At 52.4% G+C, this 25,266-nt stretch carries 25 protein-coding genes; 9 read left to right on the forward strand and 16 right to left on the reverse strand.

Going from position 1 to position 25,266, the window contains the following annotated elements:
• The first annotated feature begins 51 nt into the window (after positions 1 to 51).
• Together codB and BZK40_RS16255 are read left to right on the forward strand one after the other, a co-directional pair.
• A complete protein-coding gene (codB, locus tag BZK40_RS16250; protein WP_032945130.1) occupies positions 52 to 1,302 on the forward strand; it encodes a cytosine permease in 1,251 nt (416 codons plus the stop codon).
• Positions 1,292 to 2,572: a cytosine deaminase gene (locus tag BZK40_RS16255; RefSeq protein ID WP_079934958.1), complete on the forward strand. Its 1,281-nt coding sequence runs from the start codon at positions 1,292 to 1,294 to the stop codon at positions 2,570 to 2,572. Before codB ends, BZK40_RS16255 begins: the two co-directional genes overlap by 11 nt.
• Positions 2,573 to 2,630: 58 nt before the next feature.
• On the opposite strand, the gene nanQ is transcribed toward BZK40_RS16255, so the two are convergent.
• The 5 genes from nanQ to nanR form a co-directional block, all read right to left on the reverse strand.
• Complete coding sequence (gene nanQ, locus BZK40_RS16260; protein WP_057067638.1) at positions 2,631 to 3,098, reverse strand: N-acetylneuraminate anomerase; 468 nt, start codon at positions 3,096 to 3,098, stop codon at positions 2,631 to 2,633.
• A 2-nt stretch (positions 3,099 to 3,100) separates the two neighbouring features.
• Complete coding sequence (gene nanK / locus BZK40_RS16265; RefSeq protein WP_079934959.1) at positions 3,101 to 3,970, reverse strand: N-acetylmannosamine kinase; 870 nt, start codon at positions 3,968 to 3,970, stop codon at positions 3,101 to 3,103.
• Between the two features lie 96 nt (positions 3,971 to 4,066).
• Complete coding sequence (gene nanT, locus BZK40_RS16270; RefSeq protein WP_048215451.1) at positions 4,067 to 5,557, reverse strand: sialic acid transporter NanT; 1,491 nt, start codon at positions 5,555 to 5,557, stop codon at positions 4,067 to 4,069.
• 109 nt (positions 5,558 to 5,666) lie between these two features.
• Positions 5,667 to 6,560, reverse strand: coding sequence for an N-acetylneuraminate lyase (gene nanA, locus BZK40_RS16275; protein WP_079934960.1), 894 nt, complete (start codon positions 6,558 to 6,560; stop codon positions 5,667 to 5,669).
• Positions 6,561 to 6,819: 259 nt separating this feature from the next.
• Positions 6,820 to 7,611 (reverse strand): transcriptional regulator NanR, encoded by a 792-nt coding sequence (gene nanR / locus BZK40_RS16280; RefSeq protein ID WP_008785946.1) that lies wholly within the window; start codon positions 7,609 to 7,611, stop codon positions 6,820 to 6,822.
• A gap of 359 nt (positions 7,612 to 7,970) precedes the next feature.
• On the opposite strand from nanR, the gene dcuC reads away from it, so the two are divergent.
• A complete protein-coding gene (dcuC, locus tag BZK40_RS16285) occupies positions 7,971 to 9,338 on the forward strand; it encodes an anaerobic C4-dicarboxylate transporter DcuC (protein WP_079934961.1) in 1,368 nt (455 codons plus the stop codon).
• 55 nt (positions 9,339 to 9,393) lie between these two features.
• On the opposite strand, the gene sspB is transcribed toward dcuC, so the two are convergent.
• The 5 genes from sspB to zapE all read right to left on the reverse strand — a co-directional run bounded on the left by sspB (position 9,394) and on the right by zapE (position 13,040).
• The gene (gene sspB, locus BZK40_RS16290) at positions 9,394 to 9,897 is read right to left on the reverse strand and encodes a ClpXP protease specificity-enhancing factor (protein WP_003025130.1); all 504 of its coding nucleotides are present in this window, start codon (positions 9,895 to 9,897) and stop codon (positions 9,394 to 9,396) included.
• Positions 9,898 to 9,902: 5 nt separating this feature from the next.
• Complete coding sequence (gene sspA / locus BZK40_RS16295) at positions 9,903 to 10,541, reverse strand: stringent starvation protein SspA (RefSeq protein ID WP_003025132.1); 639 nt, start codon at positions 10,539 to 10,541, stop codon at positions 9,903 to 9,905.
• 316 nt (positions 10,542 to 10,857) lie between these two features.
• Positions 10,858 to 11,250: a 30S ribosomal protein S9 gene (gene rpsI / locus BZK40_RS16310; protein WP_003025138.1), complete on the reverse strand. Its 393-nt coding sequence runs from the start codon at positions 11,248 to 11,250 to the stop codon at positions 10,858 to 10,860.
• A 15-nt stretch (positions 11,251 to 11,265) separates the two neighbouring features.
• Positions 11,266 to 11,694, reverse strand: coding sequence for a 50S ribosomal protein L13 (gene rplM / locus BZK40_RS16315; RefSeq protein WP_003025141.1), 429 nt, complete (start codon positions 11,692 to 11,694; stop codon positions 11,266 to 11,268).
• A 218-nt stretch (positions 11,695 to 11,912) separates the two neighbouring features.
• Positions 11,913 to 13,040 (reverse strand): cell division protein ZapE, encoded by a 1,128-nt coding sequence (gene zapE, locus BZK40_RS16320; RefSeq protein ID WP_032945144.1) that lies wholly within the window; start codon positions 13,038 to 13,040, stop codon positions 11,913 to 11,915.
• Positions 13,041 to 13,232: 192 nt separating this feature from the next.
• Between zapE and zapG the strand changes: the two genes are divergently transcribed.
• The 3 genes from zapG (at position 13,233) to degS (ending at position 16,324) form a co-directional block, all read left to right on the forward strand.
• A complete protein-coding gene (zapG, locus tag BZK40_RS16325; RefSeq protein WP_003025147.1) occupies positions 13,233 to 13,631 on the forward strand; it encodes a Z-ring associated protein ZapG in 399 nt (132 codons plus the stop codon).
• A gap of 168 nt (positions 13,632 to 13,799) precedes the next feature.
• A complete protein-coding gene (gene degQ, locus BZK40_RS16330) occupies positions 13,800 to 15,167 on the forward strand; it encodes a serine endoprotease DegQ (protein WP_008785951.1) in 1,368 nt (455 codons plus the stop codon).
• Positions 15,168 to 15,256: 89 nt separating this feature from the next.
• Complete coding sequence (gene degS / locus BZK40_RS16335) at positions 15,257 to 16,324, forward strand: outer membrane-stress sensor serine endopeptidase DegS (protein WP_008785952.1); 1,068 nt, start codon at positions 15,257 to 15,259, stop codon at positions 16,322 to 16,324.
• 147 nt (positions 16,325 to 16,471) lie between these two features.
• Here the strand turns inward: degS and mdh are convergent, their stop codons facing one another.
• Complete coding sequence (gene mdh, locus BZK40_RS16340) at positions 16,472 to 17,407, reverse strand: malate dehydrogenase (protein ID WP_008785953.1); 936 nt, start codon at positions 17,405 to 17,407, stop codon at positions 16,472 to 16,474.
• A gap of 436 nt (positions 17,408 to 17,843) precedes the next feature.
• Here mdh and argR point away from each other — a divergent pair, with 436 nt between their 5' ends.
• Together argR and yhcN are read left to right on the forward strand one after the other, a co-directional pair.
• On the forward strand, positions 17,844 to 18,314 hold the full coding sequence (argR, locus tag BZK40_RS16350; protein ID WP_003025162.1) for a transcriptional regulator ArgR: 471 nt from the start codon (positions 17,844 to 17,846) through the stop codon (positions 18,312 to 18,314).
• Positions 18,315 to 18,690: 376 nt separating this feature from the next.
• The gene (yhcN, locus tag BZK40_RS16355; RefSeq protein ID WP_003828812.1) at positions 18,691 to 18,957 is read left to right on the forward strand and encodes a peroxide/acid stress response protein YhcN; all 267 of its coding nucleotides are present in this window, start codon (positions 18,691 to 18,693) and stop codon (positions 18,955 to 18,957) included.
• 57 nt (positions 18,958 to 19,014) lie between these two features.
• Here the strand turns inward: yhcN and BZK40_RS16360 are convergent, their stop codons facing one another.
• The 4 genes from BZK40_RS16360 to aaeX all read right to left on the reverse strand — a co-directional run bounded on the left by BZK40_RS16360 (position 19,015) and on the right by aaeX (position 22,529).
• Positions 19,015 to 19,293, reverse strand: a complete 279-nt coding sequence (locus BZK40_RS16360; RefSeq protein WP_003025168.1) for a barstar family protein — start codon at positions 19,291 to 19,293, stop codon at positions 19,015 to 19,017.
• A gap of 119 nt (positions 19,294 to 19,412) precedes the next feature.
• The gene (aaeB, locus tag BZK40_RS16365; protein ID WP_071444711.1) at positions 19,413 to 21,380 is read right to left on the reverse strand and encodes a p-hydroxybenzoic acid efflux pump subunit AaeB; all 1,968 of its coding nucleotides are present in this window, start codon (positions 21,378 to 21,380) and stop codon (positions 19,413 to 19,415) included.
• 5 nt (positions 21,381 to 21,385) lie between these two features.
• On the reverse strand, positions 21,386 to 22,318 hold the full coding sequence (gene aaeA / locus BZK40_RS16370; RefSeq protein ID WP_003828814.1) for a p-hydroxybenzoic acid efflux pump subunit AaeA: 933 nt from the start codon (positions 22,316 to 22,318) through the stop codon (positions 21,386 to 21,388).
• A 7-nt stretch (positions 22,319 to 22,325) separates the two neighbouring features.
• Complete coding sequence (gene aaeX, locus BZK40_RS16375; RefSeq protein WP_003828816.1) at positions 22,326 to 22,529, reverse strand: p-hydroxybenzoic acid efflux pump operon protein AaeX; 204 nt, start codon at positions 22,527 to 22,529, stop codon at positions 22,326 to 22,328.
• Positions 22,530 to 22,713: 184 nt separating this feature from the next.
• Here aaeX and aaeR point away from each other — a divergent pair, with 184 nt between their 5' ends.
• Positions 22,714 to 23,643 carry an HTH-type transcriptional activator AaeR gene (gene aaeR / locus BZK40_RS16380; RefSeq protein WP_008785957.1) on the forward strand — a complete coding sequence of 310 codons (930 nt, stop codon included), beginning with the start codon at positions 22,714 to 22,716 and terminating at the stop codon, positions 23,641 to 23,643.
• An 86-nt stretch (positions 23,644 to 23,729) separates the two neighbouring features.
• Here aaeR and tldD read toward each other — a convergent pair whose 3' ends face one another.
• A complete protein-coding gene (tldD, locus tag BZK40_RS16385) occupies positions 23,730 to 25,175 on the reverse strand; it encodes a metalloprotease TldD (protein ID WP_003025183.1) in 1,446 nt (481 codons plus the stop codon).
• Positions 25,176 to 25,266 lie beyond the last annotated feature (91 nt).

The following is a 25,266-nucleotide window of genomic DNA, read 5'->3' on the forward strand; positions in this document are numbered from 1 at the left end:
AGAACTGTATATTATGCGGCGGATTTTTTGGGCAAAATTCATGGAGGCGTTGTGTCGCAAGACAACAATTATAGCCAGGGCCCCGTCCCTCTGGCGGCGCGAAAAGGCGTAGTTCCACTAACATTTGTCATGTTGGGACTCACATTCTTTTCCGCCAGTATGTGGACCGGTGGCACACTCGGTACCGGTCTTTCTTATAATGATTTCTTCCTGGCAGTTCTCTTCGGTAATCTTCTCCTCGGTATTTACACTGCATTTCTCGGTTTTATCGGCGCAAAAACAGGGCTCTCAACCCACCTTCTGGCGCGTTACTCATTTGGTGTGAAAGGTTCATGGCTTCCCTCTCTGCTGTTAGGCGGCACACAGGTAGGCTGGTTTGGCGTTGGTGTGGCCATGTTTGCTATCCCGGTTGGCAAAGCGACGGGAATTGACGTCAATATCCTGATTGCGGTTTCCGGTCTGTTGATGACCCTGACCATCTTTTTTGGCATCTCAGCGCTGACCGTTTTATCTATCATCGCCGTGCCTGCCATCGTCGTACTTGGCAGCTACTCCGTCTGGCTGGCAGTGAGCGATGTCGGCGGTTTGGAGCATTTAAAAGCGATAGTGCCGCAAACGCCGCTGGATTTCTCCACCGCACTGGCGCTGGTAGTCGGCTCGTTTGTCAGCGCAGGGACATTAACCGCTGACTTCGTCCGTTTTGGCCGCAACGCCAAAGGCGCGGTGCTGATCGCCATGGTGGCGTTTTTCCTTGGCAACTCCTTGATGTTCATCTTCGGCGCTGCGGGCGCGGCTGCGGTTGGACAGGCGGATATCTCTGACGTGATGATTGCCCAGGGACTGCTGCTGCCCGCGATCATCGTTCTCGGCCTGAATATCTGGACCACCAACGATAATGCGCTGTACGCATCGGGCCTGGGATTTGCCAATATTACCGGCCTTTCCAGCCGTACGCTGTCGGTGGCTAACGGTATTATTGGCACACTGTGCGCGCTGTGGCTTTACAATAACTTTGTCGGCTGGCTGACATTTCTGTCGGCAGCGATTCCCCCGATTGGCGGGGTGATCATCGCCGACTATTTGCTGAACCATCGCCGCTATGCCGACTTCAGCAAAGCGCAATTTATTTCCGTAAACTGGATAGCGATCCTGTCCGTTGCACTGGGCATCGCCGCAGGTCACTATATTCCCGGCATCGTGCCCGTCAATGCCGTACTCGGCGGCGTATTCAGCTATATCCTGCTGAATCCACTTTTCAATCGCAGCCTTGCTAAATCCCCGGAGGTCAGCCATGCAGAATAATAACATCACCATTCATCAGGCGCGTTTACAGGGACGTGAAGGGTTATGGCAAATCACGATTGAAAACGGGCGCTTTAGCCGTATTGAGCCTCAAGACGCAGCGACGTTACCACAGGGTGAAGTGCTTGATGCTGAAGGCGGTCTGGCTATCCCACCGTTCGTTGAGCCACATATCCATCTGGACACTACACAAACCGCGGGCGAGCCGAGCTGGAATCAGTCTGGTACGCTGTTTGAGGGGATTGAACGCTGGGCTGAACGTAAGGCAATGCTCACTCACGAAGACGTCAAAGCGCGCGCCATGCAGACCCTGAAGTGGCAGATGGCCAACGGCATCCAGCATGTCCGTACTCACGTTGACGTTTCCGACCCAACGCTGACGGCGCTAAAAGCCATGCTGGAGGTGAAGCAAGAAGTCGCTCCGTGGGTAGAGCTACAGATTGTCGCGTTCCCCCAAGAAGGCATTCTTTCTTATCCCAACGGTGAAGCGCTCCTGGAGGAAGCCGTGCGTCTGGGCGCTGACGTCATTGGCGCGATCCCGCACTTTGAATTCACGCGTGAATATGGCGTAGAGTCGCTGCATAAGATTTTCGCTCTGGCGCAAAAATACGACAAACTTATCGACGTGCACTGTGACGAAATCGATGATGAGCAATCCCGCTTTGTTGAAACCGTTGCGGCGCTGGCGCATCGCTACAATATGGGCGAGCGCGTGACCGCCAGCCATACCACGGCGATGCATTCCTACAACGGCGCGTATGCTTCCCGTCTTTTCCGCCTGTTGAAAATGTCCGGCATTAACTTTGTCGCAAATCCACTGGTGAATATTCACCTGCAAGGGCGCTTTGACACTTATCCTAAGCGTCGTGGTGTTACGCGCGTCAAAGAGATGCTGGAAGCGGAGATCAACGTCTGCTTCGGTCATGATGACGTCTTCGATCCGTGGTACCCGCTGGGCACTGCGAATATGCTGCAGGTGCTGCATATGGGATTACACGTGTGCCAACTGATGGGATACGGACAAATTAACGATGGGTTGAACCTGGTCACCAGCCACAGCGCGAAAACCCTGCACCTGCAGGACTACGGTCTGAACGTGGGGAATTCTGCGAATCTGGTGATTTTGCCTGCAGAAAATGGGTTTGACGCGGTTCGTCGCCAGACGCCTGCCCGTTATTCCATTCGTCATGGTCGAGTCATTGCCGAGACGGTCCCAAGCCAAACCACACTGCATCTGACGCAGCCAGAAACGGTGACGTTTAAGCGCTAGGTCGTTACATTCCATGTCGGATGGCGTTAGCCCTGCCATCCGACACAGTCTCTCATTCTCAAGCTTGTAATAAGCTGGCGCGGACTTTGATCACCACCTTTTTGATGTCCATCGGGGTCTGCACCACACAACCCGGTTTATGCGGCTCGCCCGGCATAAAAATCACAAATTTTCCCGGCTTCAGTACCATAGCCTGTTCATCGGCAATCTGGCTGCACAGCTGATAATCATCCTCGATGTGCATCTCTTCGCAGTGACGAGCAGAATCGGTCATCCCGAACAGAATCCGTTCTTCGCCGGACAACAGCATCTGAATATCAATGTACTGCTGATGCAGCTCCGCTTTCTTATGCTCTGGGCTCTGCGTTGTAAATTGCATGACATTCATAAAAATATTCTCGCCCTGCAACGTGTAGCGCCCAGGCGTCTTCTCCTGCGGATTCGCCGCAATGGCAAGCGTTAACGCCTGCTGCAAGACCGGATGTAATCCGGCAGAAGGCAGTGAATTCAACGCATCTGATATCATCATCATTCTCCCTGGACCAACAGCGCGGCCCCCAGTAATCCAGCGTCATGACGGCAATGCGCCGCCAGCAATTCAACGTGATAGGCCAAAGGCTCTTGTGCCAGATAATGTTCCACCAGCGCCAGATACCCTTCAGCCAGCCCAACGCTGCCGCCAATCACCACAATCTGGCAATCGGTCGTGGCCTTCACATCGGCAACAAGCCTTGCCAAAGTACGCGCCGAGCGATGGATCAACCGGCTTGCCTGCTCATCCCCCTGCCCGGCACAGCTAAAAATAGTTTTGGCGTCGCATCCGGCTAGCGCGCCTTCGGCAGCCGCCGCTATTCCACGACCGGATGCGATCGCCTCAACGCAGCCCACACGCCCGCAGCCGCACATGGGTCCATGGGGATCGGCCAGCGTATGTCCCAGATGCCCAGCCAGACCGCCGACTCCAGTCAGCAGTTTCCCACCGCTGACGACTCCCCCGCCCACGCCTGTGGAGACGGTAATAAACACCAGATCGCGGTACTCACCACCAAGCGCATGGTACTCAGCCCACGCCGCTGCCTGTGCGTCATTGACGGCCAGCGTCGGCAGGCCGGTGATTTGTTCCAGCGTTTGTGTCAGCGGAAAATGCATCAATCCGCCGAGGTTATGCGGATTCAGCGCCAGTAAAGCCCCCTCACGGATAATCCCCGTCGAGGCGATCGCCACCCAATTAGCACGCCCCTGTAGCGGTGCAACCAGTGTTTGTAACGTGGCGCGCAGCGCTTGCGGCGTTTTACTGGCAGGCGTCGGCAGTTCACGCCGCTCGCGGACTTGCAGATTGTTGTCTATCAGCGCGGCAGCCAATTTGGTGCCGCCAATATCAATCGCCAGTGTGGTCATGACGCCGCCTCATGCATCGTGGTGGCGCTCTGTAGCTCAAAGAACGACATATTCTTCCCTTACGGCTATTGCCCGGTTCAGCACCGGGCAACTGGATTAACTTTTGGATTTCACCATAGTGCTTTTGTCACCGCCGAACGGCACGGCACCGCTAAACGGTCGACCATCAATGGCATCATGCGTACGCAACGCTTCAGGACGCAGCCAGCGCTGTACACGGGACGGCATATCAAGACCAATCAGCAGGATCACTACAAATGTCAGGCCGAAAGAGAGCGATCCCAGCGCGGTACCCAGATCCAGACGTTGGGCAATCAGCGCGCCGATGATCGGTGCCAGAGCCCCGCCCAGTGCGCCTACGTTATAGGTGAAGCCCAGTCCCGCCGCACGCTGATCGGTATCGAAATAACCGCCAATCAGTTTTGGTAAGATCCCGGAGATCCCCTGGCCGAGCATTTGTTGGAAAAACAGCAGCAAACCCAGTACCCAGACGTTTGAACCGCCTATCGCAAACACCGGAATAATCAGCAACTGCGAGGCCAGCAGACTGCAGACATAAGCTTTACGCGTGCCCAGCCAGTCACCAAGAAAACCGCCGACGCAACACCCAACCGCCGCACCAAAACCGCTAAAGAAGAGCACTCTGGCCACCGTGGAAGGATCGTACAGCAGTTCGGTTTTCAGATAGGTTGGCAACAGCGCCTGAATCGGCCACGAGTACAGGAAGGCGAATAGCACGACCACCATCAGCATCACGCCCGTCGGCCAGCGTTTCCCGCTGCTTTGCACCATAAAGCTAATGAAGATAAAGGCGCATATCAGTCCAAGAACCGCCACGATAGCCGCATTTTGCAGGTTGCCAGCAAAGCAGAACCACAGCGCAGTTGCAGCGGCGAGCGTCATCAGAATATTAATTACCCGATGCTCGCCCCGGTAGAGAATGTCCACCATCGTGCGCACTGGCGCTTTGCCTTCGTGTTTCTCTTTCCAGTCTTCCGCTTCCGGAATATTTTTACGCAGCCAGAGGGCGAAGATAATTGGCAGGATGCCGATGAAGAACAGCGCGCGCCATCCCCAGACCGGGACCACCAGACTGTAAACCTGGGCGGCGATCACGGCACCAACGGAAAAGCCGGAAATCAGGAAACCACTGGCTTTGTTTCGCAGGTGTTTAGGCCAACTTTCAATAACATAGGTTGCGCTGGAACCATACTCACCGGCCATTCCCATACCGATAACCAGGCGGGCGATAAACATGGTGGTGTAGCCCGGCGCGAAACCGCAGGCCAGCGTTCCCACAGAGAACAGAATGATGCTGGTGACCATTGCCAAGCGGCGTCCGTAGCGGTCGCCCATTGCCCCCAGCATTAACCCGCCAAACCAACGGGAGATAAAGGCGGCCGAGATCAGGCTGGCAGCCTGCACCGTCGTCAGTCCGAATTCGCCCTGCACTTCTGTCAGCACCAGGGCGATTAACACAAAATCGAAACCATCAAGCAAATATCCCAGCCAGGCGGCGGAAAATGCCCGCCATTGTGCCCGATTGAGATGGCGATACCACGGGATGCTTTGGGTAGAAGTACTCATTTTACTCTCCCGACGATTTTTGTTGTTGTGCCGGGTGGTGGCTTTGCCTTACCCGGCCTACGGTCGAAAATCCAGGCCGGGCAAGCGAAACGCCCCCGGCGACCCGTGATTACGCCTTTTCCGCCAGCAGTTGGTTTGCCAGCGCTTTCAGTTCCGGCAGATAGTGTTCATCTACCGGGGCAAAGGGTTTACGGCACAGTGGGACAGAAACCACATCCATATAGTGCAATACTGTTTTCAGGCCGCGGAACACGCCAACCTTAATAAGCAGATCGATAACCTTATTGCACTCGGTTTGCAGCTTTTGCGCCGTGCGGATGTCACCTTCTTTGAGCGCTTTCACAATTCCCTGATAGCGCCACCCCATGATGTTGTAAGTGCTACCGATACCGCCATCTGCGCCCGCAAGCAGTCCGGAAGCAAAGATCTCGTCATAGCCGTTATAAAGCACCAGATCGGGATGAGCGCGGCGGATCTGTTCCATCTGATAGAGATCGCCCGAAGTTTGCTTCAGTGCGCCAACGCCTGGCAGCGTTACCAGCGTGTTGATCTGATCCAGCGTCAGTTTTACGCCGCTCAGCGCCGGGATGTTATAGACCACCATCGGCAATCCATTAGCTGAATCAATAATTGCGCGGTAGTGGTCGCAATGCTCTTCAAAGCTGAACGGATAGTAAAACGGCGTGACGGCCGAAACGGCATCAAAGCCGTAACGATGCGCGGCGCTCGCCAGCTGTTGGCTTTCTTCGGTGCTCACCGTGCCAACATGGGCGATCAGCGTCACCTTACCTTTCGCCTCTTCGGCAACAATTTCCAGCACCTGCTCTCTTTCAACGCGGTTTTGGACAAAGGCCTCACCCGTTGAGCCACCGACATAGAGCCCGTCTACACCCTGACCAATGTTGAAACGCACCAGGCGGCGCAAACTCTCGATGTCCAGTCTCTGTTGGTTATCGAATGGGGTTAACAACGCTGGCATTACGCCTTTTAAATCTCTTGCCATAACGACCTCTGACGATGATTAGTGTTATCTAACTGCATACCTTTATACCTGTTATACCAGATCAAATAAGCAGCAATACAATACAGAACGCTTATAGTGCGATCTACTTCACTAAACACTTCATCCTTCGAGCCGCCTCTGCGTTAGCTGCGTTCGCTCACCCCTGTCACATAGTTATCTATGCTCCAGGGAACTCGCTCTCTTGCCGCCTTGATGCAACTTGAATGATTTTGTGTTTAAACGATCGTCGGGATCGCGATCACTTACGCAACTTTTTACTTTTGCTGAAGGCATGCCAGGTCGCGGAAACGCTATTGAGGTGTTCTTGCAGTGCGCGGTCAGCTTCTTCAGGATCGCGCTGGCGAATTGCGTCGACAATCGCGATATGCTGCTGATAACTCACGTTGTTGTGCTCATACAACTCTTGATCGGCGACGGTCGGACGGGCGGCAATCAGCCAGTCTAACAGCGCAACATGGATAGCCATAAAGATAGGATTGCCCGGGATCTCAGCCAGTACACGGTGAAAATCAACGTCCGAGCGGATGAACAACGTATTGTCATCGAGCGACTGGCTGTTGATCTCCAGTGCTTTAGCCAGTCTGTCGATTTGCTCATCTGTCGCATGTTCGGCAGCGTATCGTACCAGGCTGGATTCAAAGAACAGTCTCAACTGCTCGAAGTGGGCAATGCCGCCGGGATGTGCGAGGAAATCTTTCGCCATACCAGACAGCTCGCTGATGATGGTATCAGCTGAAGGACGCGAAACGCGGGCGCGCTCGCCGTTGTTGATTTGTACCAGACCTTTGCGTTTTAACGCGGCCAGCGCTTCTCGTACTGAAGGACGGCCCACGTTAAAGAAGGCCATCAGCTCCCGCTCAGACGGCAACTGTTCGCCCTCGCCAAATTCCCGACGACGAATCATCTGCTCCAGTTCTTCTTCAACCATTTCAGACAGTTTTTTACGCGCCAACGGGCGATTGCGTAAGCTACGGCCAATGGTGGATGGAGAGTCTTCAGCTTGCGAATCAAATGCGTTCATAGGGTCCATTCAGCTAAGTCGTGGTGACAAACAACAGCGGGTTTATCCTAACACAGGATCGAAAGCAGGGTGAAATGATGGACGATCTGATCCGGCTGGCTTATTGATAATATACGTAACAGCAATATTATTTTAAGCGAGTATCTTCTGCCTCATTTTAATTGAATGGAGTTAAATAGCTTCATGAAAATTATGAATATGAACGTGATAATTTATCATAACCTTCTATTTTATAACGATAAATAATTACATCATCGAATTAAAAATAAGATATTCACTCCATAAAAAATGCCCAGAAAAATATAACATCCGTTTTGACAACAGCGTTATTACCGGATTTATCTTCTTCTCTGGCATGGAGTGAAACAATGTTCGGCATCATTATCTCTGTCATCGTTTTATTAACGATGGGTTACCTGATCCTCAAAAACTACAAACCGCAGGTCGTGCTGGCCGCCGCCGGGATCTTCCTGATGATCTGCGGCGTCTGGCTGGGCTACGGCGCGTTGGTCGCTAACGACAAAAGCAGTGGCTATCTACTGGTCGATATTTACAATGAAATTTTGCGTATGCTCTCCAACCGCGCAGCCGGGCTGGGGTTATCAATCATGGCGGTGGGCGGTTATGCCCGTTATATGGACAGAATGGGGGCCAGCAGAGCGATGGTTAGCCTGTTAAGCCGCCCGCTCAAGCTAATCCGTTCACCCTATGTAGTGCTTGCCGCCACCTATGTGATTGGTCAGATCATGGCGCAGTTCATTACCAGCGCATCCGGGTTAGGTATGTTACTGATGGTGACGCTGTTCCCAACGCTGGTTAGCCTTGGCGTGAGCCGTTTATCCGCTGTTGCGGTCATTGCCACTTCGATGTCGATTGAATGGGGCATTCTGGAAACCAACTCTATTTTTGCCGCGCAGGTCGCGGGCATGAAAATCGCCACCTATTTCTTTCAATACCAGTTGCCCGTCGCGTCGTGTGTCATTGTCGCCGTCGCCATTGCGCATTTTTTCGTTCAGCGTCAATTTGATAAAAAAGCCGCACCGGAAAGTAACGGATTTGCGGAACAAAAGACGCTGGAAAACGTACCCCCGCTCTATTACGCCATTTTGCCGGTGATGCCGCTGATCCTGATGCTGGGCTCGCTTTCCCTTGCACAAATGGGGCTAATGAAAGCAGAGTTGAATCTGGTGGTGGTAATGTTGATGAGCATGACGCTGACTATGTTTGTTGAATTCCTGCATAAACATAATTTGCGCGAAACGATGGATGATGTGCAGGCTTTTTTTGACGGCATGGGGACACAGTTTGCCAACGTTGTTACCCTGGTGGTCGCCGGTGAAATCTTTGCGAAAGGGTTGACGACTATCGGGACTGTCGACGCCGTAATAAAAGGCGCAGAGCATTCCGGTCTTGGCGGTATCGGCGTGATGATCATCATGGCGGTGGTCATCGCCGCCTGCGCAATCGTCATGGGGTCAGGCAACGCGCCGTTTATGTCTTTTGCCAGCCTCATTCCGGATATTGCCGCCGGGCTGCATATTCCTGCCGTAGTAATGATTATGCCGATGCATTTTGCCACTACGCTTGCCCGCGCGGTGTCACCCATAACCGCTGTAATTGTCGTGACATCGGGTATTGCCGGCGTATCGCCCTTTGAAGTGGTAAAACGTACAGCAATCCCGATGGCAGTAGGATTTGTGGTGAATATGGTAGCCACCATCGCGCTGTTTTATTGATACCAAAGCCAGAAAACAGAACAGGCCCCAAAGGGCCTGTTTTTTATTTCACTACTTATTTCACTACGCGCAGCGCTGGACGCCCACCGCGAGGCGGTGGCGGAGTATCATCCGGATCGTTGTCGTCGCCATTATCAGGTTTATCGCCATCAATGACCGACATGACCGTTTCACTCTCAAAACCAGACGCGTCGTTGTCGTCATCATTTAAGCTGGCAACATCTTCGTCGTAGGCGGCTTCCGGTTCGAACATCGTACCGGCGCCATTTTCACGTGCATAAATTGCCAGAACGGCAGCCAACGGCACAGACACCTGACGCGGCACGCCACCGAAACGCGCGTTAAAGCGCACTTCATCGTTAGCCAGTTCCAGGTTGCCCACCGCACGCGGTGCAATATTCAGAACAATTTGCCCGTCACGCGCATATTCCATTGGAACCTGCACGTCCTGGAGCGTCACATCCACCACCAGATGCGGCGTGAGCTGGTTGTCCAGCAACCACTCATAGAACGCGCGCAGCAGATACGGACGGCGTGGTGTTAGCTGTGGCAAATCCATACAGGTTAACCCCGGCCCAGACGCATTTCACGTTCAGGCTCAGTCAGAGAAGCCAGGAAAGAGTCACGTTCGAAGACGCGAGTCATGTACCCTTTCAGTTCTTTCGAACCTGCACCGTTGAATTCAATACCCAACTGCGGTAAACGCCACAGCAGCGGCGCCAGGTAGCAGTCTACCAGGCTGAACTCATCGCTCAGGAAGTAAGGTTTCTGGCCAAATACTGGCGCGATTGCCAGCAGTTCTTCGCGCAGACGCTTACGCGCGACTTCGGCTTCAGATGCAGAACCGTTCACGATGACGTTCATCAGCGTGTACCAGTCTTTTTCAATACGCTGCATGTACAGGCGGCTTTCACCACGCGCAACCGGGTAAACCGGCATCAGCGGCGGATGCGGGAAGCGCTCATCCAGGTATTCCATAATGATGCGAGATTCCCACAGGGTCAGCTCACGATCCACCAGTGTCGGTACGCTCTGATTCGGGTTGAGGTCGATCAGATCCTGAGGTGGATTGTCCTTCTCCACATGCTCAATCTCGAAACTAACACCTTTCTCAGCCAGCACAATGCGGACCTGATGGCTATAGATGTCAGTAGGACCAGAAAACAGCGTCATTACCGAACGTTTGTTGGCAGCGACAGCCATGAAAACCTCCAGGTATATTCAGAATTTTTACTGCTACCAGCCACTCAGTGGCCAGCCAGAAGTGATGTCACCCAGACTCGGGAAAGTCATTACTGTTCAAAATACAAACAAAAAATGAACGATACCGGACATTTGGGCAGAAAATTGGATGATAGTTTACCAGATTTTGTGACCTTTGTGGTGAGTCGATTCTTGAAATGGGGAAAAAGAGGTGGCAATCAGCGGATTACCGTGGATCTGAGGCGAGAAATAACGATAAAAAAACCCGCCGAAGCGGGTTTTTTCGCAAATTGTCGTCTGCCGAAGCAGAGTACAATTAACGTTTGGAGAACTGAGGACGACGACGTGCTTTACGCAGACCGACTTTCTTACGTTCAACCTGACGAGCATCACGAGTAACGAAGCCAGCTTTACGCAGTTCGCCACGCAGGGATTCGTCGTACTCCATCAGAGCGCGGGTGATACCGTGACGGATCGCACCAGCCTGACCAGAGATACCACCACCTTTAACAGTGATGTACAGATCCAGTTTCTCAACCATGTCGACCAGTTCCAGCGGCTGACGAACTACCATGCGGGCAGTTTCACGACCGAAGTACTGTTCCAGAGAACGTTGGTTGATTACGATTTTACCACTGCCCGGTTTGATGAAAACGCGAGCTGCGGAACTTTTGCGGCGACCAGTGCCGTAGTATTGATTTTCAGCCATTGCCTATAATCCCGATTAGATGTCAAGAACTTGCGGTTGCTGTGCCGCGTGGTTGTGCTCGTTGCCAGCGTAAACTTTCAGTTTACGGAACATAGCACGACCCAGCGGGCCTTTTGGCAGCATGCCTTTAACCGCGATTTCAAGCACACGCTCAGGACGGCGAGCAATCATCTCTTCAAAGGTCGCTTGTTTGATACCACCGATGTGGCCGGTGTGGTGATAGTACACTTTGTCAGTACGCTTGTTGCCGGTTACAGCAACTTTGTCAGCGTTCAGAACGATGATGTAATCACCGGTATCTACGTGCGGAGTGTATTCCGCTTTGTGCTTACCGCGCAGGCGCAGAGCCAGTTCGGAAGCCAGACGGCCCAGAGTTTTACCGGTCGCGTCAACAACATACCAGTCGCGTTTTACGGTTTCTGGTTTAGCTGTAAAAGTTTTCATTAAAAGCTTACCCAAATAAATAAGTTACACGTTGGTGAACACCCAAACGTTTTGTCAGTTGAGGTTCACACGACATTGTCCAGCAAACCTACCCCTTCGAATAGCCTATGCCGGCGCATAGAAAGTTTTGGGAAAAAAACTCTCTCGTAACGTGGGGTCGCAAGATTATAGAGAAGTCAGGGTCAAAGATCGACCCCTTTATGTGATTTGCGGCAGGTTTAACCGGCTAAATGTTCCCGCTTCAGATACTCTTCGCTTTGCATCTCCTGCAAACGCGACAAACAACGCTGAAATTCAAACTTCAGACGCTCGCCCTGATAAATTTCATAGAGGGGTGATGCCGCACTGACCACCAGCTTGACGTGGCGTTCGTAGAACTCATCCACCAATGCGATAAAGCGTCGCGCTTCACTCTCCATCAGCGGGGTCATGACCGGCACATCAGACAACAGCACCGTGTGAAACAGACGCGACAGCGCAATGTAGTCATGCTGACTCCGGGCATCAACGCAGAGCGTGGTAAACGACACCGCCAGCGTTTGGTTTTCGACGGCCAGCGTCTGCATCGGACGATGATTGATCTCCAGCGTTGGCGCATGTTCACCTTTGGTTCCCGCTAATGCCAGCCAAAGCTTATCCATCTGCTGGCGGGTTTCCTCATTCAATGGCGACAACCACAAATGCGCCTGCGTTAAGGTGCGCAGACGATAATCGACGCCGGCATCGACATTCATGATGTCGCAATGCTGTTTGATCGCATCAATGGCAGGAAGAAAACGCGTGCGTTGCAAACCGTTGCGATATAGCTCATCTGGCGGAATATTGGAGGTCGCCACCAGCGTAATGCCACGGGCAAACAGCGCTTTCATCAGGCCGCCGAGCAGCATGGCGTCGGTGATATCAGAAACAAAAAATTCGTCGAAGCACAGCACGTCCGTTTCGGCCTTAAAGCGGTCGGCGATGATTTCCAGCGGATCGCTCTGCCCCTGTAAGGCAGTAAGCTCTTCATGCACGCGCAGCATAAAACGGTGAAAGTGCAAACGCTGTTTACGTTCGCCCGGCAGGCTATGGTAGAACAGATCCATCAGCCAGGTTTTTCCGCGCCCAACTCCGCCCCACATATATAAACCACGCACCGGCGCGTTGATCGGTGACTCACGCTTGCCCAGCAACTTACCAAAACGCGCCATCAGTCCACTCTCCTGCGGCGCAGGACGTGCTGGCGTCGTAAGCGCCTGGAAAATGGTTTCCAGTCGATTCACGGCTTCGAGTTGTACGTTGTCGGGTTGATGACTGCCGTCGTTGAGGGCTTGCTGGTAACGCGATGTAGGGGAAAAGCTTTGCATGATGTTATTGTTATTCCTTGAGAATCGATGTGCCGTCGCTCACGGTTGACGAAAAAAAGGCCGTTCTACATTACGTGATATAAACACGGGATTCCACTTCTACGGGATTAGCGGTTATAGTGGCATAATCAGGCGCAGGCATGGAGCCTAAAGCCAACACCCTACGGAAACACAAGACAACGGGAGATGTTCATGACCTGGGAATATGCGCTAATTGGGTTAGTCGTCGGTATCATTATTGGTGCTGTAGCCATGCGTTTTGGTAATCGTAAATTACGCCAACAGCAGGCATTGCAGTACGAACTGGAAAAAAATAAAGCTGAGCTGGAAGAGTACCGCGAAGAGCTGGTGAGCCACTTTGCCCGCAGCGCTGAATTGCTGGATAACATGGCGGACGATTATCGTCAGATTTACCAGCACATGGCGAAAAGCTCCAGCAACCTGCTGCCGGGTATGTCGCCGGAAAACAACCCGTTCCGTAACCGTCTGGCAGAGTCTGAAGCAGGCAACGATCAGGCGCCGGTTCAGATGCCACGTGACTATTCTGAAGGGGCTTCCGGCCTGCTGCGTAGCGGCGCAAAGCGCGACTAACCGCACATCGTTAAGAAATTTATTGGGCGCAGCAATTGCGCCCTCCGCTTCTCTTCCTGTCCCAGCTATTATTTAGTCGTTAGCCGCATTGTGACCAAACCGAAAATTCAATAACATCAACCTGTTTTGAATCATCTTCCGTTTACTCAAGGTACGAGAGCAGGATCCATGAAAAAACAAACCCAGCTGTTGAGTGCATTAGCGTTAAGTGTCGGGTTAACTCTCTCGGCGCCATTCCCGGCCGCAGCGTCTATCCCCGGCCAGGTTCCCGGTCAGGCTGCGCTTCCCAGCCTCGCTCCGATGCTGGAGAAAGTGTTACCTGCCGTGGTGAGCGTAAGGGTTGAAGGCACCGCCACTCAGGGGCAGAAAGTCCCGGAAGAGTTCAAAAAGTTTTTTGGTGATGAACTTCCCGATCAACCGTCACAACCCTTTGAAGGGCTGGGTTCAGGGGTCATCATTGACGCAGCCAAAGGCTACGTTCTGACCAATAACCACGTTATTAATCAGGCGCAAAAAATCAGCGTTCAGCTTAATGATGGCCGTGAGTTCGACGCTAAGCTTATCGGCAGCGACGATCAGAGCGATATCGCACTGCTACAAATTCAGCACCCCAGCAACCTGACGCAAATTGCCATTGCTGACTCCGACAAACTCCGCGTGGGTGATTTCGCGGTGGCTGTGGGTAACCCGTTCGGTTTGGGTCAAACAGCCACCTCCGGCATTGTATCTGCCTTGGGTCGCAGTGGGTTGAACCTGGAAGGTCTGGAAAACTTTATTCAGACTGACGCCTCTATCAACCGCGGTAACTCCGGCGGCGCATTGCTCAACCTGAACGGTGAGCTGATCGGTATTAACACTGCGATTCTGGCCCCCGGCGGCGGCAGCATCGGGATTGGTTTTGCAATCCCGAGCAACATGGCGCGCACGCTGGCACAGCAGCTGATGCAGTTTGGTGAAATCAAACGCGGTCTGTTGGGTATCAAAGGCACCGAAATGACCTCGGATATCGCCAAAGCGTTCAAACTGGACGTACAGCGTGGCGCGTTTGTCAGTGAGGTTCTGCCTAACTCCGGCTCCGCAAAAGCAGGGGTGAAATCAGGTGACGTCATTACCAGCCTCAACGGTAAACCGCTCAACAGCTTCGCCGAACTGCGTTCACGCATTGCGACAACTGAACCTGGGACCAAGGTCAAACTGGGCCTGCTGCGTAACGGTAAACCGCTGGAGGTTGAAGTCACCCTCGATACCAGCACATCATCGTCCGCCAGCGCAGAGATGATTGCGCCTGCGTTGCAAGGGGCTACGCTCAGCGACGGTCAGTTAAAAGACGGCACCAAAGGCATCAGAATTGATAACGTAGAAAAAAGCAGCCCTGCCGCACAGGCCGGTCTGCATAAAGATGACGTTATCATTGGCGTTAACCGCGATCGCGTAAACTCAATCGCCGAAATGCGAAAAGTGCTGGAAGCGAAACCGTCGATCATTGCTCTGCAGGTGGTGCGCGGTAACGAGAGTATTTACCTGCTCCTGCGTTAACGCATGCAACCGGACATCAGCCCCTCGTGTGATGTCCGGTTAACTCGTGATATGCTGCTGCCGTTCCCTTTTTTAATGACGCCGCCATCATGTTTGTGAAGCTTTTACGTTCGGTCGCGATTGGTTTAATCGTCGGCGCCATTCTGCTGGCGGCGATGCCCTCTCTGCGAAAAATTAATACGCTTACCGCACCGCAGTTCGACAGTGCAGATGAAACGCCCGCTAGCTATAACCCGGCGGTTCGCCGCGCAGCGCCTGCCGTCGTTAACGTTTATAACCGCAGTATGAACAGCACAGCACATAACCAGCTTGAGATCCGCACACTCGGCTCAGGCGTTATCATGGATCAGCGCGGCTATATCATTACCAATAAGCACGTCATTAACGATGCCGACCAAATCATCGTCGCATTGCAGGACGGCCGCGTATTTGAAGCGCTGCTTGTGGGGTCTGATACGTTAACCGACCTTGCGGTGCTGAAAATCAACGCCACTGGCGGGCTGCCAACAATCCCAATTAATAACAAACGCGTGCCGCACATTGGTGACGTAGTACTCGCCATCGGTAACCCGTACAACCTTGGGCAAACCATCACTCAGGGGATCATCAGCGCCACCGGTCGAATTGGCCTGAACCCGACAGGACGGCAAAACTTCCTGCAAACAGATGCTTCCATCAACCACGGAAACTCCGGCGGTGCGCTGGTCAACTCACTGGGTGAATTGATGGGGATTAACACGCTGTCATTTGATAAGAGCAACGATGGCGAAACCCCGGAAGGGATCGGTTTTGCCATTCCGTTTCAGTTGGCGACTAAAATCATGGATAAGCTGATTCGTGACGGGCGCGTGATTCGTGGCTACATCGGTATCAGCGGTCGTGAAATTGCACCACTGCACGCTCAGGGCGGCGGGATGGATCAAATTCAGGGGATTGTAGTTAACGAAGTTTCCCCGGATGGTCCGGCAGCGCAGGCGGGCATTCAGGTTAACGATCTGATTATCTCGGTCAATAACAAACCGGCAGTGTCTGCACTGGAAACGATGGACCAGGTGGCAGAGATTCGACCAGGTTCAGTTATCTCCGTTGTCGTGATGCGTGATGACAAACAGTTGACGCTGCAGGTAACGATCCAGGAATACCCAGCCACCAATTAACGTCACGTCTGGCGGCCTACTGACCATAAAAAAACCGGAGCATGTTAGCTCCGGTTTTTATTAGGCGATATCGTAGAGAGTTAGTACGTAATGCCTGATGGCGCTACGCTTATCAGGCCTACAAATACACGCAGGCCTTTCTTCGCGTTACTTAACGAACTCTTCGCCCAGAGTAATATCTTTTTTCAGCGTATCCAGCATGCCTTCCAGCGAGCTTTGTTCAAACGCGCTCAGCTTGCCGATAGACTGACGCTCTTCTACGCCGTTTTTACCCAGCAGCAGCGGCTGAGAGAAGAAACGAGCATACTGGCCGTCGCCTTCAACGTAAGCACATTCAACCACACCTTTTTCGCCGCTCAATGCGCGAACCAGGGACAGGCCGAAACGTGCAGCAGCCTGACCCATAGACAGGGTTGCAGAACCGCCACCGGCTTTAGCTTCCACAACTTCAGTACCCGCATTCTGGATACGTTTAGTCAGGTCAGCTGCTTCTTGTTCGGTGAAGCTTACGCCAGGAATTTGTGACAGCAGTGGCAGGATGGTCACGCCAGAATGGCCGCCAATAACCGGGACTTCAACGTCGCCTGGTTGTTTGCCTTTCAGTTCCGCAACAAAGGTGTTGGAGCGGATGATGTCCAGCGTGGTCACGCCAAACAGTTTGTTCTTATCGTATACGCCTGCTTTTTTCAGCACTTCTGCAGCGATAGCAACGGTAGTATTCACCGGGTTGGTGATGATACCGATACACGCTTTCGGGCAGGTTTTAGCAACTTGCTGCACCAGGTTCTTCACGATACCGGCGTTGACGTTGAACAGGTCGGAACGATCCATACCCGGTTTACGTGCGACACCCGCAGAGATCAGTACCACATCAGCACCTTCCAGTGCAGGGGTAGCATCTTCGCCGCTGAAGCCTTTGATTTTCACAGCAGTAGGGATATGGCTCAAATCAACGGCCACACCAGGTGTTACTGGAGCGATGTCGTACAGGGAGAGTTCTGAACCTGAAGGCAGTTGGGTTTTTAACAGTAATGCTAGCGCCTGACCGATACCACCAGCAGCGCCGAGGACTGCAACTTTCATCCTAAACTCCTTATTATATTGATAAGCAAAATGTCTATTGCTCCGCGGCGGCGACCTTAATTCACAAATCCAATGAATACAACAACCACGCGTCAAGAATGCGTAGTCACGCAAATTTGGCTTTTATGCATTTAACTTACGTAAAATAAAACCTAAGTTACGTAATTCAAAACCACCCACACAGTAGAGCAACTTTCCAACAGGTGCTGACAATATACCCTACCCGCCTCTCAAAACAACATCAATTTGATAACATTTAATTTACTTTTAACCTTATTTGCGAGCCGTGACACAGGCATGTTTCTTGATAACGAAATTTGATAAAATTCCGCTCTTTCATAACATTATTTCAGCCTTGAACAAGGCAGACTGTTTGCATAAAAATTCATCTGTATGCACAATAATGTTGTTTCTACCGCCATATTACGGGTGACTTATGCGAAGCTCGGCAAAACAAGAAGAATTAGTAAAGGCGTTTAAAGCGCTACTTAAAGAAGAAAAGTTCAGCTCTCAAGGCGAAATCGTCCTCGCGTTGCAGGATCAGGGCTTTGATAATATCAATCAGTCCAAGGTTTCACGCATGCTGACCAAATTTGGCGCCGTGCGTACCCGCAATGCGAAAATGGAAATGGTGTACTGTCTTCCGGCGGAACTGGGCGTACCCACGACCTCCAGCCCGCTGAAAAATCTGGTGCTGGATATCGACTATAACGATGCGGTCGTAGTTATTCATACCAGCCCTGGCGCTGCTCAGTTGATTGCACGTCTGCTGGACTCATTGGGGAAAGCGGAAGGTATCCTGGGTACGATTGCCGGTGACGATACCATCTTCACCACCCCAGCTAAGGGTTTTACGGTAAAAGATCTGTACGAAGCTATTCTGGAACTGTTCGAACAAGAACTGTAATACCACCTCCCCGTCGCCTCGCGGCGGGGGAAAACACTCTCTTTTCATCCCCCTCCTTCTCTTTTCCACTGCTATTGATTTAACAAATGGTGCGTTTAACCATCAAAATACATTCACATGGTGAATGTGCAGCCTTAAAAACGCACATTTTGCAAAATCAAGTATCTACATGATTTAATTAAATTTATTTTGTGTAAGCTGTTTAAAATGCTCTTTTTAATTCCATTGAGTTATAAAAAATCATTTTCTTAACACTCAAAACCCAATGAAACAATTAGCGTGGTATTAATTTATCGGGTGATTAGTGTATACTTGATTTTGTGATGAGGGTCACGAAACACAGACCCCAATAAAAGAATTCGACGAGGTAAATATCATGAAAATCAAAACTACTATTGCAACCTTAAGCCTTCTTTCTGTTCTCTCCTTCGGTGCAAGCGCCGCGGTTACTCAGGTGAACTCACAAGAAGCACAGAATCTGCAATCCATCGGTAGCGTCTCCGTCTCTCAGATCGGTAGTTCACCAATGGACATGCGTCAGGCCATCGCCGCTAAAGCTGAAAAAGCAGGCGCCAGCAGCTATCGCGTCACCGAACTCCGTGAAGGTGCTCACTGGCACGCTACTGCAGAACTCTACAAATAAACCCTCGTCGTCTAAGTCCGACGACTTGCCCCCGCCTGCCGGGGGCTTTTTTATGTCTTACATTGAGTGACGAACGTTAAAACGCAACTGCCCTTCCAGCTCTTCTTCCGCTTCATCGAACAGTAAAATCAACGCGCCGTATCGCCTGCGCAGCTTGTCCGGTAAATGGACAAATTCAATCTCCAGCGGCAGCGGCAAGACTTCCCCGATCACCACCTCCCACAGAGAATCCAAATCAACAACCTTTTCCCGGGCCAGACCGAATGTGCGCGTGAACTCGCGGTAGAAATCGCCCTGATCTTCTATCTCGTCAAAATCAAATGTATAGATGTTCATCTATAGCCACCATCCCGACGCCAGCTACTCTACAGACCGCCAATATCCAGGGGTCTCTCGCATTTTCAGGTAAGTATAGCCATAAAAAAACCGACGCTTTTAGCGTCGGTTTACAACTCTTAATTACTGACCAGCGCATGCTGGTATTTGTGCAGCATCCCACTGAGTCGTTTTACCGGCTCGGTCACCTGCGGCGGTGCTTGCCAGATAATTAATTTCTCCTGGTAGACCTCAAGCTCCTCCAGTAACTGGCTAAAGTAGCGTCGGCGCTTGTCGTCATTTCCTGCTGAAATTACGTGATCGGCAGTACGACGAAGCTGGCGATGGAATGCGGATAGATCCTCGTTTACCGGTACCGGTGCATCACGCAGGCGCTGGTGCGCGATGATCATCGTCAGCGCCAGGCGAAACTTCGCCAGATCGCCGGGAAACTTGTTCATCAGCAAAAACAGCTGCTGATAAAGTGCCGGAAGATGATTTTCTTTACGACGGACTACATTGGTGGTCATTGCTGAAACCGCCGCCGAAACAAACTGGTTGAGCAATACGCGGCCTGTTCTGTCACGAGAGTTATCACGCACCAGCAGAATGACGATAAACGCCAACACGCAGCCAACAATCTGCCCCAGCGCACTATCAAGGAACTGGCTAAAGTGGAAGGTCATCGGGTTATCCAGCACAATGATATTAATGGTGCTGGCCAGCGCCCCCATCGATCCCAACCGTCGTTTCTGTACCTCAATCCCCAGAAAGAATCCCAGCACCGCCAGGCTCAGGCACAGTAACAGCATGCTTTGTTGCGTATTAGGGATAATCACCAGGAAATAGAGCGCTCCGAGCGGTAACGCTGCCAACGTCCCATAGATAAAGTCTATCGCCACCATGCGAGGATTTGGCAAACGCATTGCCAGCGAGGTGACGACCGCAATCATCACCATTGCACCGCTGCCGGAGGTCCATCCGGTCCATAGCCAGAATAAGGTCCCCAGCACACAAGAAAGCGTGGTGCGCCAGAAGTTAACCATCGCATGATGACGCTCGGCAGACTCCACTTTCACCACCGGCTCACCTTGCAGGATCTCTTCTTCCGTAGCGCTAATCTTGGTATTACTCACCACACCACGTTTGAGCAGCAGGTAGCGCGTCGCCGCACCTGCCCAGCTATAAATCGTTACCGGTGTTTCACGTTCGCCAGTCCAGACAATAACCCGACGCATCCGCTTCAACTGTTTATGGACATCTTGCACCGTTTCAACCGGCGTATCGAACAACTCGCGGAAAGTATCAGTAATCAGTTCCGGTCGGGTGTTCTGAATAAGATAGGTTTCACAGGACTGCGTGATGAGCGTGAGCGACAGCGTGTTCAATGCTTTAAGCCTGCGGTTAGCACGCCCCCAGCGTGAAGACTCCATATTCAGGTTACTGCGCATACCTTCCAGCGCTGCCGTACGACGGACTAAATCGCCCCAGGCTTTATCCACAACCTCGCTGTCGCCGTGCTTAATGCACAACTGCATCAGTTGATATTGCGCCACCAGCAGGCTGTCCAGCTCAACATCAATCTCTTGTTTTATCGAACGGGGAGAGAAAAGCAGATCGGCCACAATAGCACAGACAATCCCCATCACAATTTCACTGCAACGTTCGAGCGCAAATTGTGGCGTCAGCAGCGGTTCAGCCTGAATGGTAATGACGATGATCAGCGCCGTATAGCCCGAAAGCCCCCAGGCATAGGAGTTCTCGATCTTCACCAGTGACGAGATCCAGGTACAAAAACCGGCCCAGATACAGCACACCAGGATCATCAATAACGGAGCGCGGATCATACTGATGATAATGATCAGTCCGGCAATACAACCGATAAATGTCCCGACAATACGCAGCATGCCGCGATAGCGGATAGCCCCTGAATAGGGTTCCCCACCCGCAGCAAAGGCCGGGCCTGCCGCCACAATGGCCGCAGTCAGTACCGCCCAACGCGGAGTCTCAAGTTGGAAGTGAAAACCAACGAACAGCGCCAGTACAATCGCGCACGCCAGTTTTACCGCAAAGCGGATATGCTGGTTGGCAATGGAGAAAATACCCATCGCAATTAACCAAATTCGCGCAGGCGGTGCGCCATTTTACGGAAGAAGGACTCCTGGCTTGCATCACGGTCCTGCTTACCGGTAATGACAACGGTAGCCGTTGTCCCGGCAGGCCACAGAGTTCCCTGCTGCTCATCAAGGCGAATTCGCACCGGTACACGCTGCGCCAGGCGCACCCATTCCAGATTTGAATCAATGGTCGCCATACCTTTTGCATCCTGCGTACTGCTGGCATTTGTTACCCCCGCCGCCACGCTATCAACGGTGCCTTTTAAGACATTATTACTGCCCAACGGGGTGATCTCAGCGCGATAACCAGGGCGAACGCCTTCCAGTTTGGTTTCTTCCATATAGGCCAGCACATAGAAAGAATGCTGTTTGACCAGTGCCACCGCTGTGGAACCACGCGTAATAAATTCGCCGCTATAGACGTTCAGGTTAGTGACCCAACCGTCTGCTGGTGCGCGAATGACGGTACGTTCCAGATCTAATTTTGCCAGGTCGCGGGTCGCTTGTGCTTTCGCAAGCTGGTGTAATACGGTTTGCAGGACGTTGTTTGACTGGTCAATCTCTTCACGAGACATGGCCTGCACGCCCAGGCGGTTACGACGGCCAGCCTCCTGGCGTTTTTCCTGGGCCAGAACCTGATAATAAGAAACATCAGCTTCGGCCTGCTCAAGGGCTTTCTTATAGCGTGGCTGATCGATGGTGAACAGAATCTGATCCTTTTTCACCAGTTGGTTATCATGGACGTTAACGTTGGAAATAAGACCCGCAACATCCGGCGCAATAGCGACAACTTCCGCGCTGAAACGCGCATCACGTGTCCATGGCGACTCGGTGTAATACACCCATGCGCGAAAAATAGCGATGAAGGCCAGAATGACCAGTACGAGAGTCGTGGCCGTACGGGAGAGTTTTTTTGTTAGTGTTTTCACTTCAACCTCAAACGAACAGGCGCGTTATTAAATAGAACAGGCAGCAATACAGCGCGGTGTTAAACAGAGCCGGATGCCAGACAAAATCATAGATGCCGGTTGGAACCAGCATCCGGCGCACCAGCCAGAAAATCGCCAGTGACAAAAGTAATTCGAAAAAAATCGGTGGGAAGGACAAACCAAACACCACGATAACGGGAAACAGACTCATGTTGACCTTGGTAACTTAAGAGAGTGCAGGTGATAGATTTTCTAGCGTATGTCACCGCAGAGAAGGGCAAGGATGAGCCAGGCGAGAGCGACATAGCTGTTATTTGAATAATAATATATTAACGTAACTGTTATGCTGTTATCTATATTATGTGATCTAAATCACTTTTAAGCCAGAGTGAACAATGGAACGATTAAAACGTATGTCGGTGTTCGCCAAAGTCGTCGAACTGGGCTCCTTCACCGCCGCCGCAAGACAGCTACAAATGAGCGTTTCATCGATAAGCCAGACGGTCTCTAAACTGGAAGATGAGCTACAGGTCAAGCTGTTAAACCGCAGTACACGCAGCATTGGGCTGACCGAAGCTGGTAAAATTTACTATCAGGGCTGCCGGAGAATGCTGCACGAAGCGCAGGATGTTCACGAGCAGCTTTATGCCTTTAACAACACGCCCATCGGTACGCTGCGCATTGGTTGTTCTTCAACCATGGCACAAAATGTCCTCGCCGGATTGACTGCGACCATGCTGAAGGAATACCCCGGTCTGACGGTAAATCTGGTAACAGGCATCCCGGCACCGGATTTAATCGCCGATGGTCTGGACGTGGTCATCCGCGTCGGTGCGTTGCAGGACTCCAGTCTGTTCTCGCGTCGCCTGGGCGCCATGCCGATGGTGGTCTGCGCGGCTAAAAGCTATCTCGCACAGTTTGGTGCCCCGGAGAAACCCGCCGATCTCAGCAACCACTCGTGGCTGGAATACAGCGTGCGCCCGGATAATGAATTCGAGCTTATCGCTCCGGAAGGAATTTCCACCCGCCTGATCCCAGAGGGTCGTTTTGTGACTAACGATCCGATGACATTGGTGCGCTGGCTGGCTGCGGGTGCAGGCATTGCCTATGTGCCGCTAATGTGGGTGATCAATGAGATCAATCGTGGCGAAGTGGAGATCCTCCTTCCCCGCTACCAGTCGGATCCGCGTCCGGTCTATGCGCTATATACCGAAAAAGACAAACTGCCGCTCAAGGTCCAGGTGGTGATTAACTATCTGACGGAGTATTTTGTCGATGTAGCGCAGCTTTTTCAGGGGATGTACGGCCGGGGAAAAGAGAAATAAAAAGAGTATTGGCCGGATAAGGCGTTGACGCCGCGTCCGGAAAGATGCCCGATAGCGCTGGTGCTTATCGGGCATACATCATGATGTTATGCAGTACCACCTACCGTCAGGTTATCCACCTTCAGCGTCGGCTGGCCCACGCCCACCGGCAGGCTCTGCCCTTCTTTACCGCACACACCAACCCCGTTATCCAGCTTCAGGTCGTTACCTACCATCGAAATCTGCTGCATCGCTTCGATACCAGACCCAATCAGCGTCGCGCCTTTCACCGGTTTGGTTACTTTACCGTTTTCAATCAGATACGCTTCAGACGTCGAGAACACAAATTTCCCGGAGGTGATATCCACCTGGCCGCCGCCGAAGTTAGGTGCATAAATACCGTATTCAACGGATTCGATGATTTCCTGCGGCGTGGATTTCCCCGGCAGCATGTAGGTGTTGGTCATACGTGGCATCGGCAGGTGCGCGTAAGATTCACGGCGACCGTTACCCGTTGGCGCGACGCCCATCAGGCGCGCGTTCAGTTTGTCCTGCATGTAGCCTTTCAGAATACCGTTTTCGATCAGCACGTTGTACTGACCCGGTGTGCCTTCATCATCAATAGCCACAGAGCCACGACGGTCCGCCATTGTGCCATCATCCACAACGGTACACAGTTCCGACGCCACCAGCTCACCCATGTGACCGCTGAATACCGAGGTACCACGGCGGTTAAAGTCACCTTCCAGACCATGACCGACCGCTTCATGCAGCAGAACGCCAGGCCAGCCAGCGCCGAGTACTACCGGCAGCGTACCAGCAGGCGCTGCTACCGCGGACAAATTAACTAACGCCATGCGTACGGCTTCTTTCGCCCAAGCGTCAGCACGGACTTCACCATCAAGGTCGCCAAGGAAATAGTCATAGCCAAAACGACCGCCACCACCGCTGGCACCGCGCTCGCGCTTACCGTCCTCTTCGACCTGTACGCTTACGGACAGGCGTACCAGCGGACGAACGTCAGCGGCCAACGTACCGTCGGTCGCTGCTACCAGAATCAGTTCATAAACACCGGTCAGGCTGGCGGTTACTTCCTGGACGCGTTTGTCGGCGGCACGGGCCACGCTATCAACGCGACGCAGAATATCCAGTTTCTCTTCGCGGCTCATGCTCTGTAACGGATCAACCGAAGTGTAAAGCGCCTGATGCTCAACCGCTCCCAGCGTTTTTACTTTGCCGTCACCGCTGTCACGCACGATAGTACGGGCAGCATGAGCACTTTGCTCCAGCGCCAGCAGGCTGATCTGGTCTGCATAGGCAAACCCTGTTTTTTCGCCGCTGATGGCGCGCACGCCAACACCCTGATCGATATTGTAAGAGCCGTCTTTAATGATGCGGTCTTCTAAAACCCAGGATTCGTGATAGCTCGACTGAAAATAGAGATCGCCGTAGTCAAGACGGCGTTCGGCCAGTTGGCCCAGAATGGCAAACAGATCCTGATGTTTCAGGCCATTCGCCGCTAGCAATTGTTCACTTACCAGGTTCAGACTCATCGTTTTGGTACTCATTAGTTTCTGTTGTAGGCCTGATAAAACGCGCCAGCGTCGCCATCAGGCACTTCAATGCCGGATGGCGGCGTGAACG

The sequence above is a fragment of the Citrobacter portucalensis genome (assembly GCF_002042885.1).
Classification (GTDB): Bacteria; Pseudomonadota; Gammaproteobacteria; order Enterobacterales; family Enterobacteriaceae; genus Citrobacter; species Citrobacter portucalensis.

What these genes read in the sequence shown, in the direction of transcription:
- yhcN (WP_003828812.1), top strand. Translation starts at nt 18,691, where the DNA reads ATGAAAATCAAAACTACTATTGCAACCTTAAGCCTTCTTTCTGTTCTC.
- nanQ (WP_057067638.1), bottom strand. Translation starts at nt 3,098, where the DNA reads ATGATATCAGATGCGTTGAATTCACTGCCTTCTGCCGGATTACATCCG.
- degS (WP_008785952.1), top strand. Translation starts at nt 15,257, where the DNA reads ATGTTTGTGAAGCTTTTACGTTCGGTCGCGATTGGTTTAATCGTCGGC.
- mdh (WP_008785953.1), bottom strand. Translation starts at nt 17,407, where the DNA reads ATGAAAGTTGCAGTCCTCGGCGCTGCTGGTGGTATCGGTCAGGCGCTA.
- rplM (WP_003025141.1), bottom strand. Translation starts at nt 11,694, where the DNA reads ATGAAAACTTTTACAGCTAAACCAGAAACCGTAAAACGCGACTGGTAT.
- BZK40_RS16360 (WP_003025168.1), bottom strand. Translation starts at nt 19,293, where the DNA reads ATGAACATCTATACATTTGATTTTGACGAGATAGAAGATCAGGGCGAT.
- nanT (WP_048215451.1), bottom strand. Translation starts at nt 5,557, where the DNA reads ATGAGTACTTCTACCCAAAGCATCCCGTGGTATCGCCATCTCAATCGG.
- sspA (WP_003025132.1), bottom strand. Translation starts at nt 10,541, where the DNA reads ATGGCTGTCGCTGCCAACAAACGTTCGGTAATGACGCTGTTTTCTGGT.
- nanA (WP_079934960.1), bottom strand. Translation starts at nt 6,560, where the DNA reads ATGGCAAGAGATTTAAAAGGCGTAATGCCAGCGTTGTTAACCCCATTC.
- aaeB (WP_071444711.1), bottom strand. Translation starts at nt 21,380, where the DNA reads ATGGGTATTTTCTCCATTGCCAACCAGCATATCCGCTTTGCGGTAAAA.
- degQ (WP_008785951.1), top strand. Translation starts at nt 13,800, where the DNA reads ATGAAAAAACAAACCCAGCTGTTGAGTGCATTAGCGTTAAGTGTCGGG.
- zapE (WP_032945144.1), bottom strand. Translation starts at nt 13,040, where the DNA reads ATGCAAAGCTTTTCCCCTACATCGCGTTACCAGCAAGCCCTCAACGAC.
- sspB (WP_003025130.1), bottom strand. Translation starts at nt 9,897, where the DNA reads ATGGATTTGCCACAGCTAACACCACGCCGTCCGTATCTGCTGCGCGCG.
- nanK (WP_079934959.1), bottom strand. Translation starts at nt 3,970, where the DNA reads ATGACCACACTGGCGATTGATATTGGCGGCACCAAATTGGCTGCCGCG.
- nanR (WP_008785946.1), bottom strand. Translation starts at nt 7,611, where the DNA reads ATGGACCCTATGAACGCATTTGATTCGCAAGCTGAAGACTCTCCATCC.
- BZK40_RS16255 (WP_079934958.1), top strand. Translation starts at nt 1,292, where the DNA reads ATGCAGAATAATAACATCACCATTCATCAGGCGCGTTTACAGGGACGT.
- dcuC (WP_079934961.1), top strand. Translation starts at nt 7,971, where the DNA reads ATGTTCGGCATCATTATCTCTGTCATCGTTTTATTAACGATGGGTTAC.
- zapG (WP_003025147.1), top strand. Translation starts at nt 13,233, where the DNA reads ATGACCTGGGAATATGCGCTAATTGGGTTAGTCGTCGGTATCATTATT.
- rpsI (WP_003025138.1), bottom strand. Translation starts at nt 11,250, where the DNA reads ATGGCTGAAAATCAATACTACGGCACTGGTCGCCGCAAAAGTTCCGCA.
- tldD (WP_003025183.1), bottom strand. Translation starts at nt 25,175, where the DNA reads ATGAGTCTGAACCTGGTAAGTGAACAATTGCTAGCGGCGAATGGCCTG.
- aaeR (WP_008785957.1), top strand. Translation starts at nt 22,714, where the DNA reads ATGGAACGATTAAAACGTATGTCGGTGTTCGCCAAAGTCGTCGAACTG.
- argR (WP_003025162.1), top strand. Translation starts at nt 17,844, where the DNA reads ATGCGAAGCTCGGCAAAACAAGAAGAATTAGTAAAGGCGTTTAAAGCG.
- aaeX (WP_003828816.1), bottom strand. Translation starts at nt 22,529, where the DNA reads ATGAGTCTGTTTCCCGTTATCGTGGTGTTTGGTTTGTCCTTCCCACCG.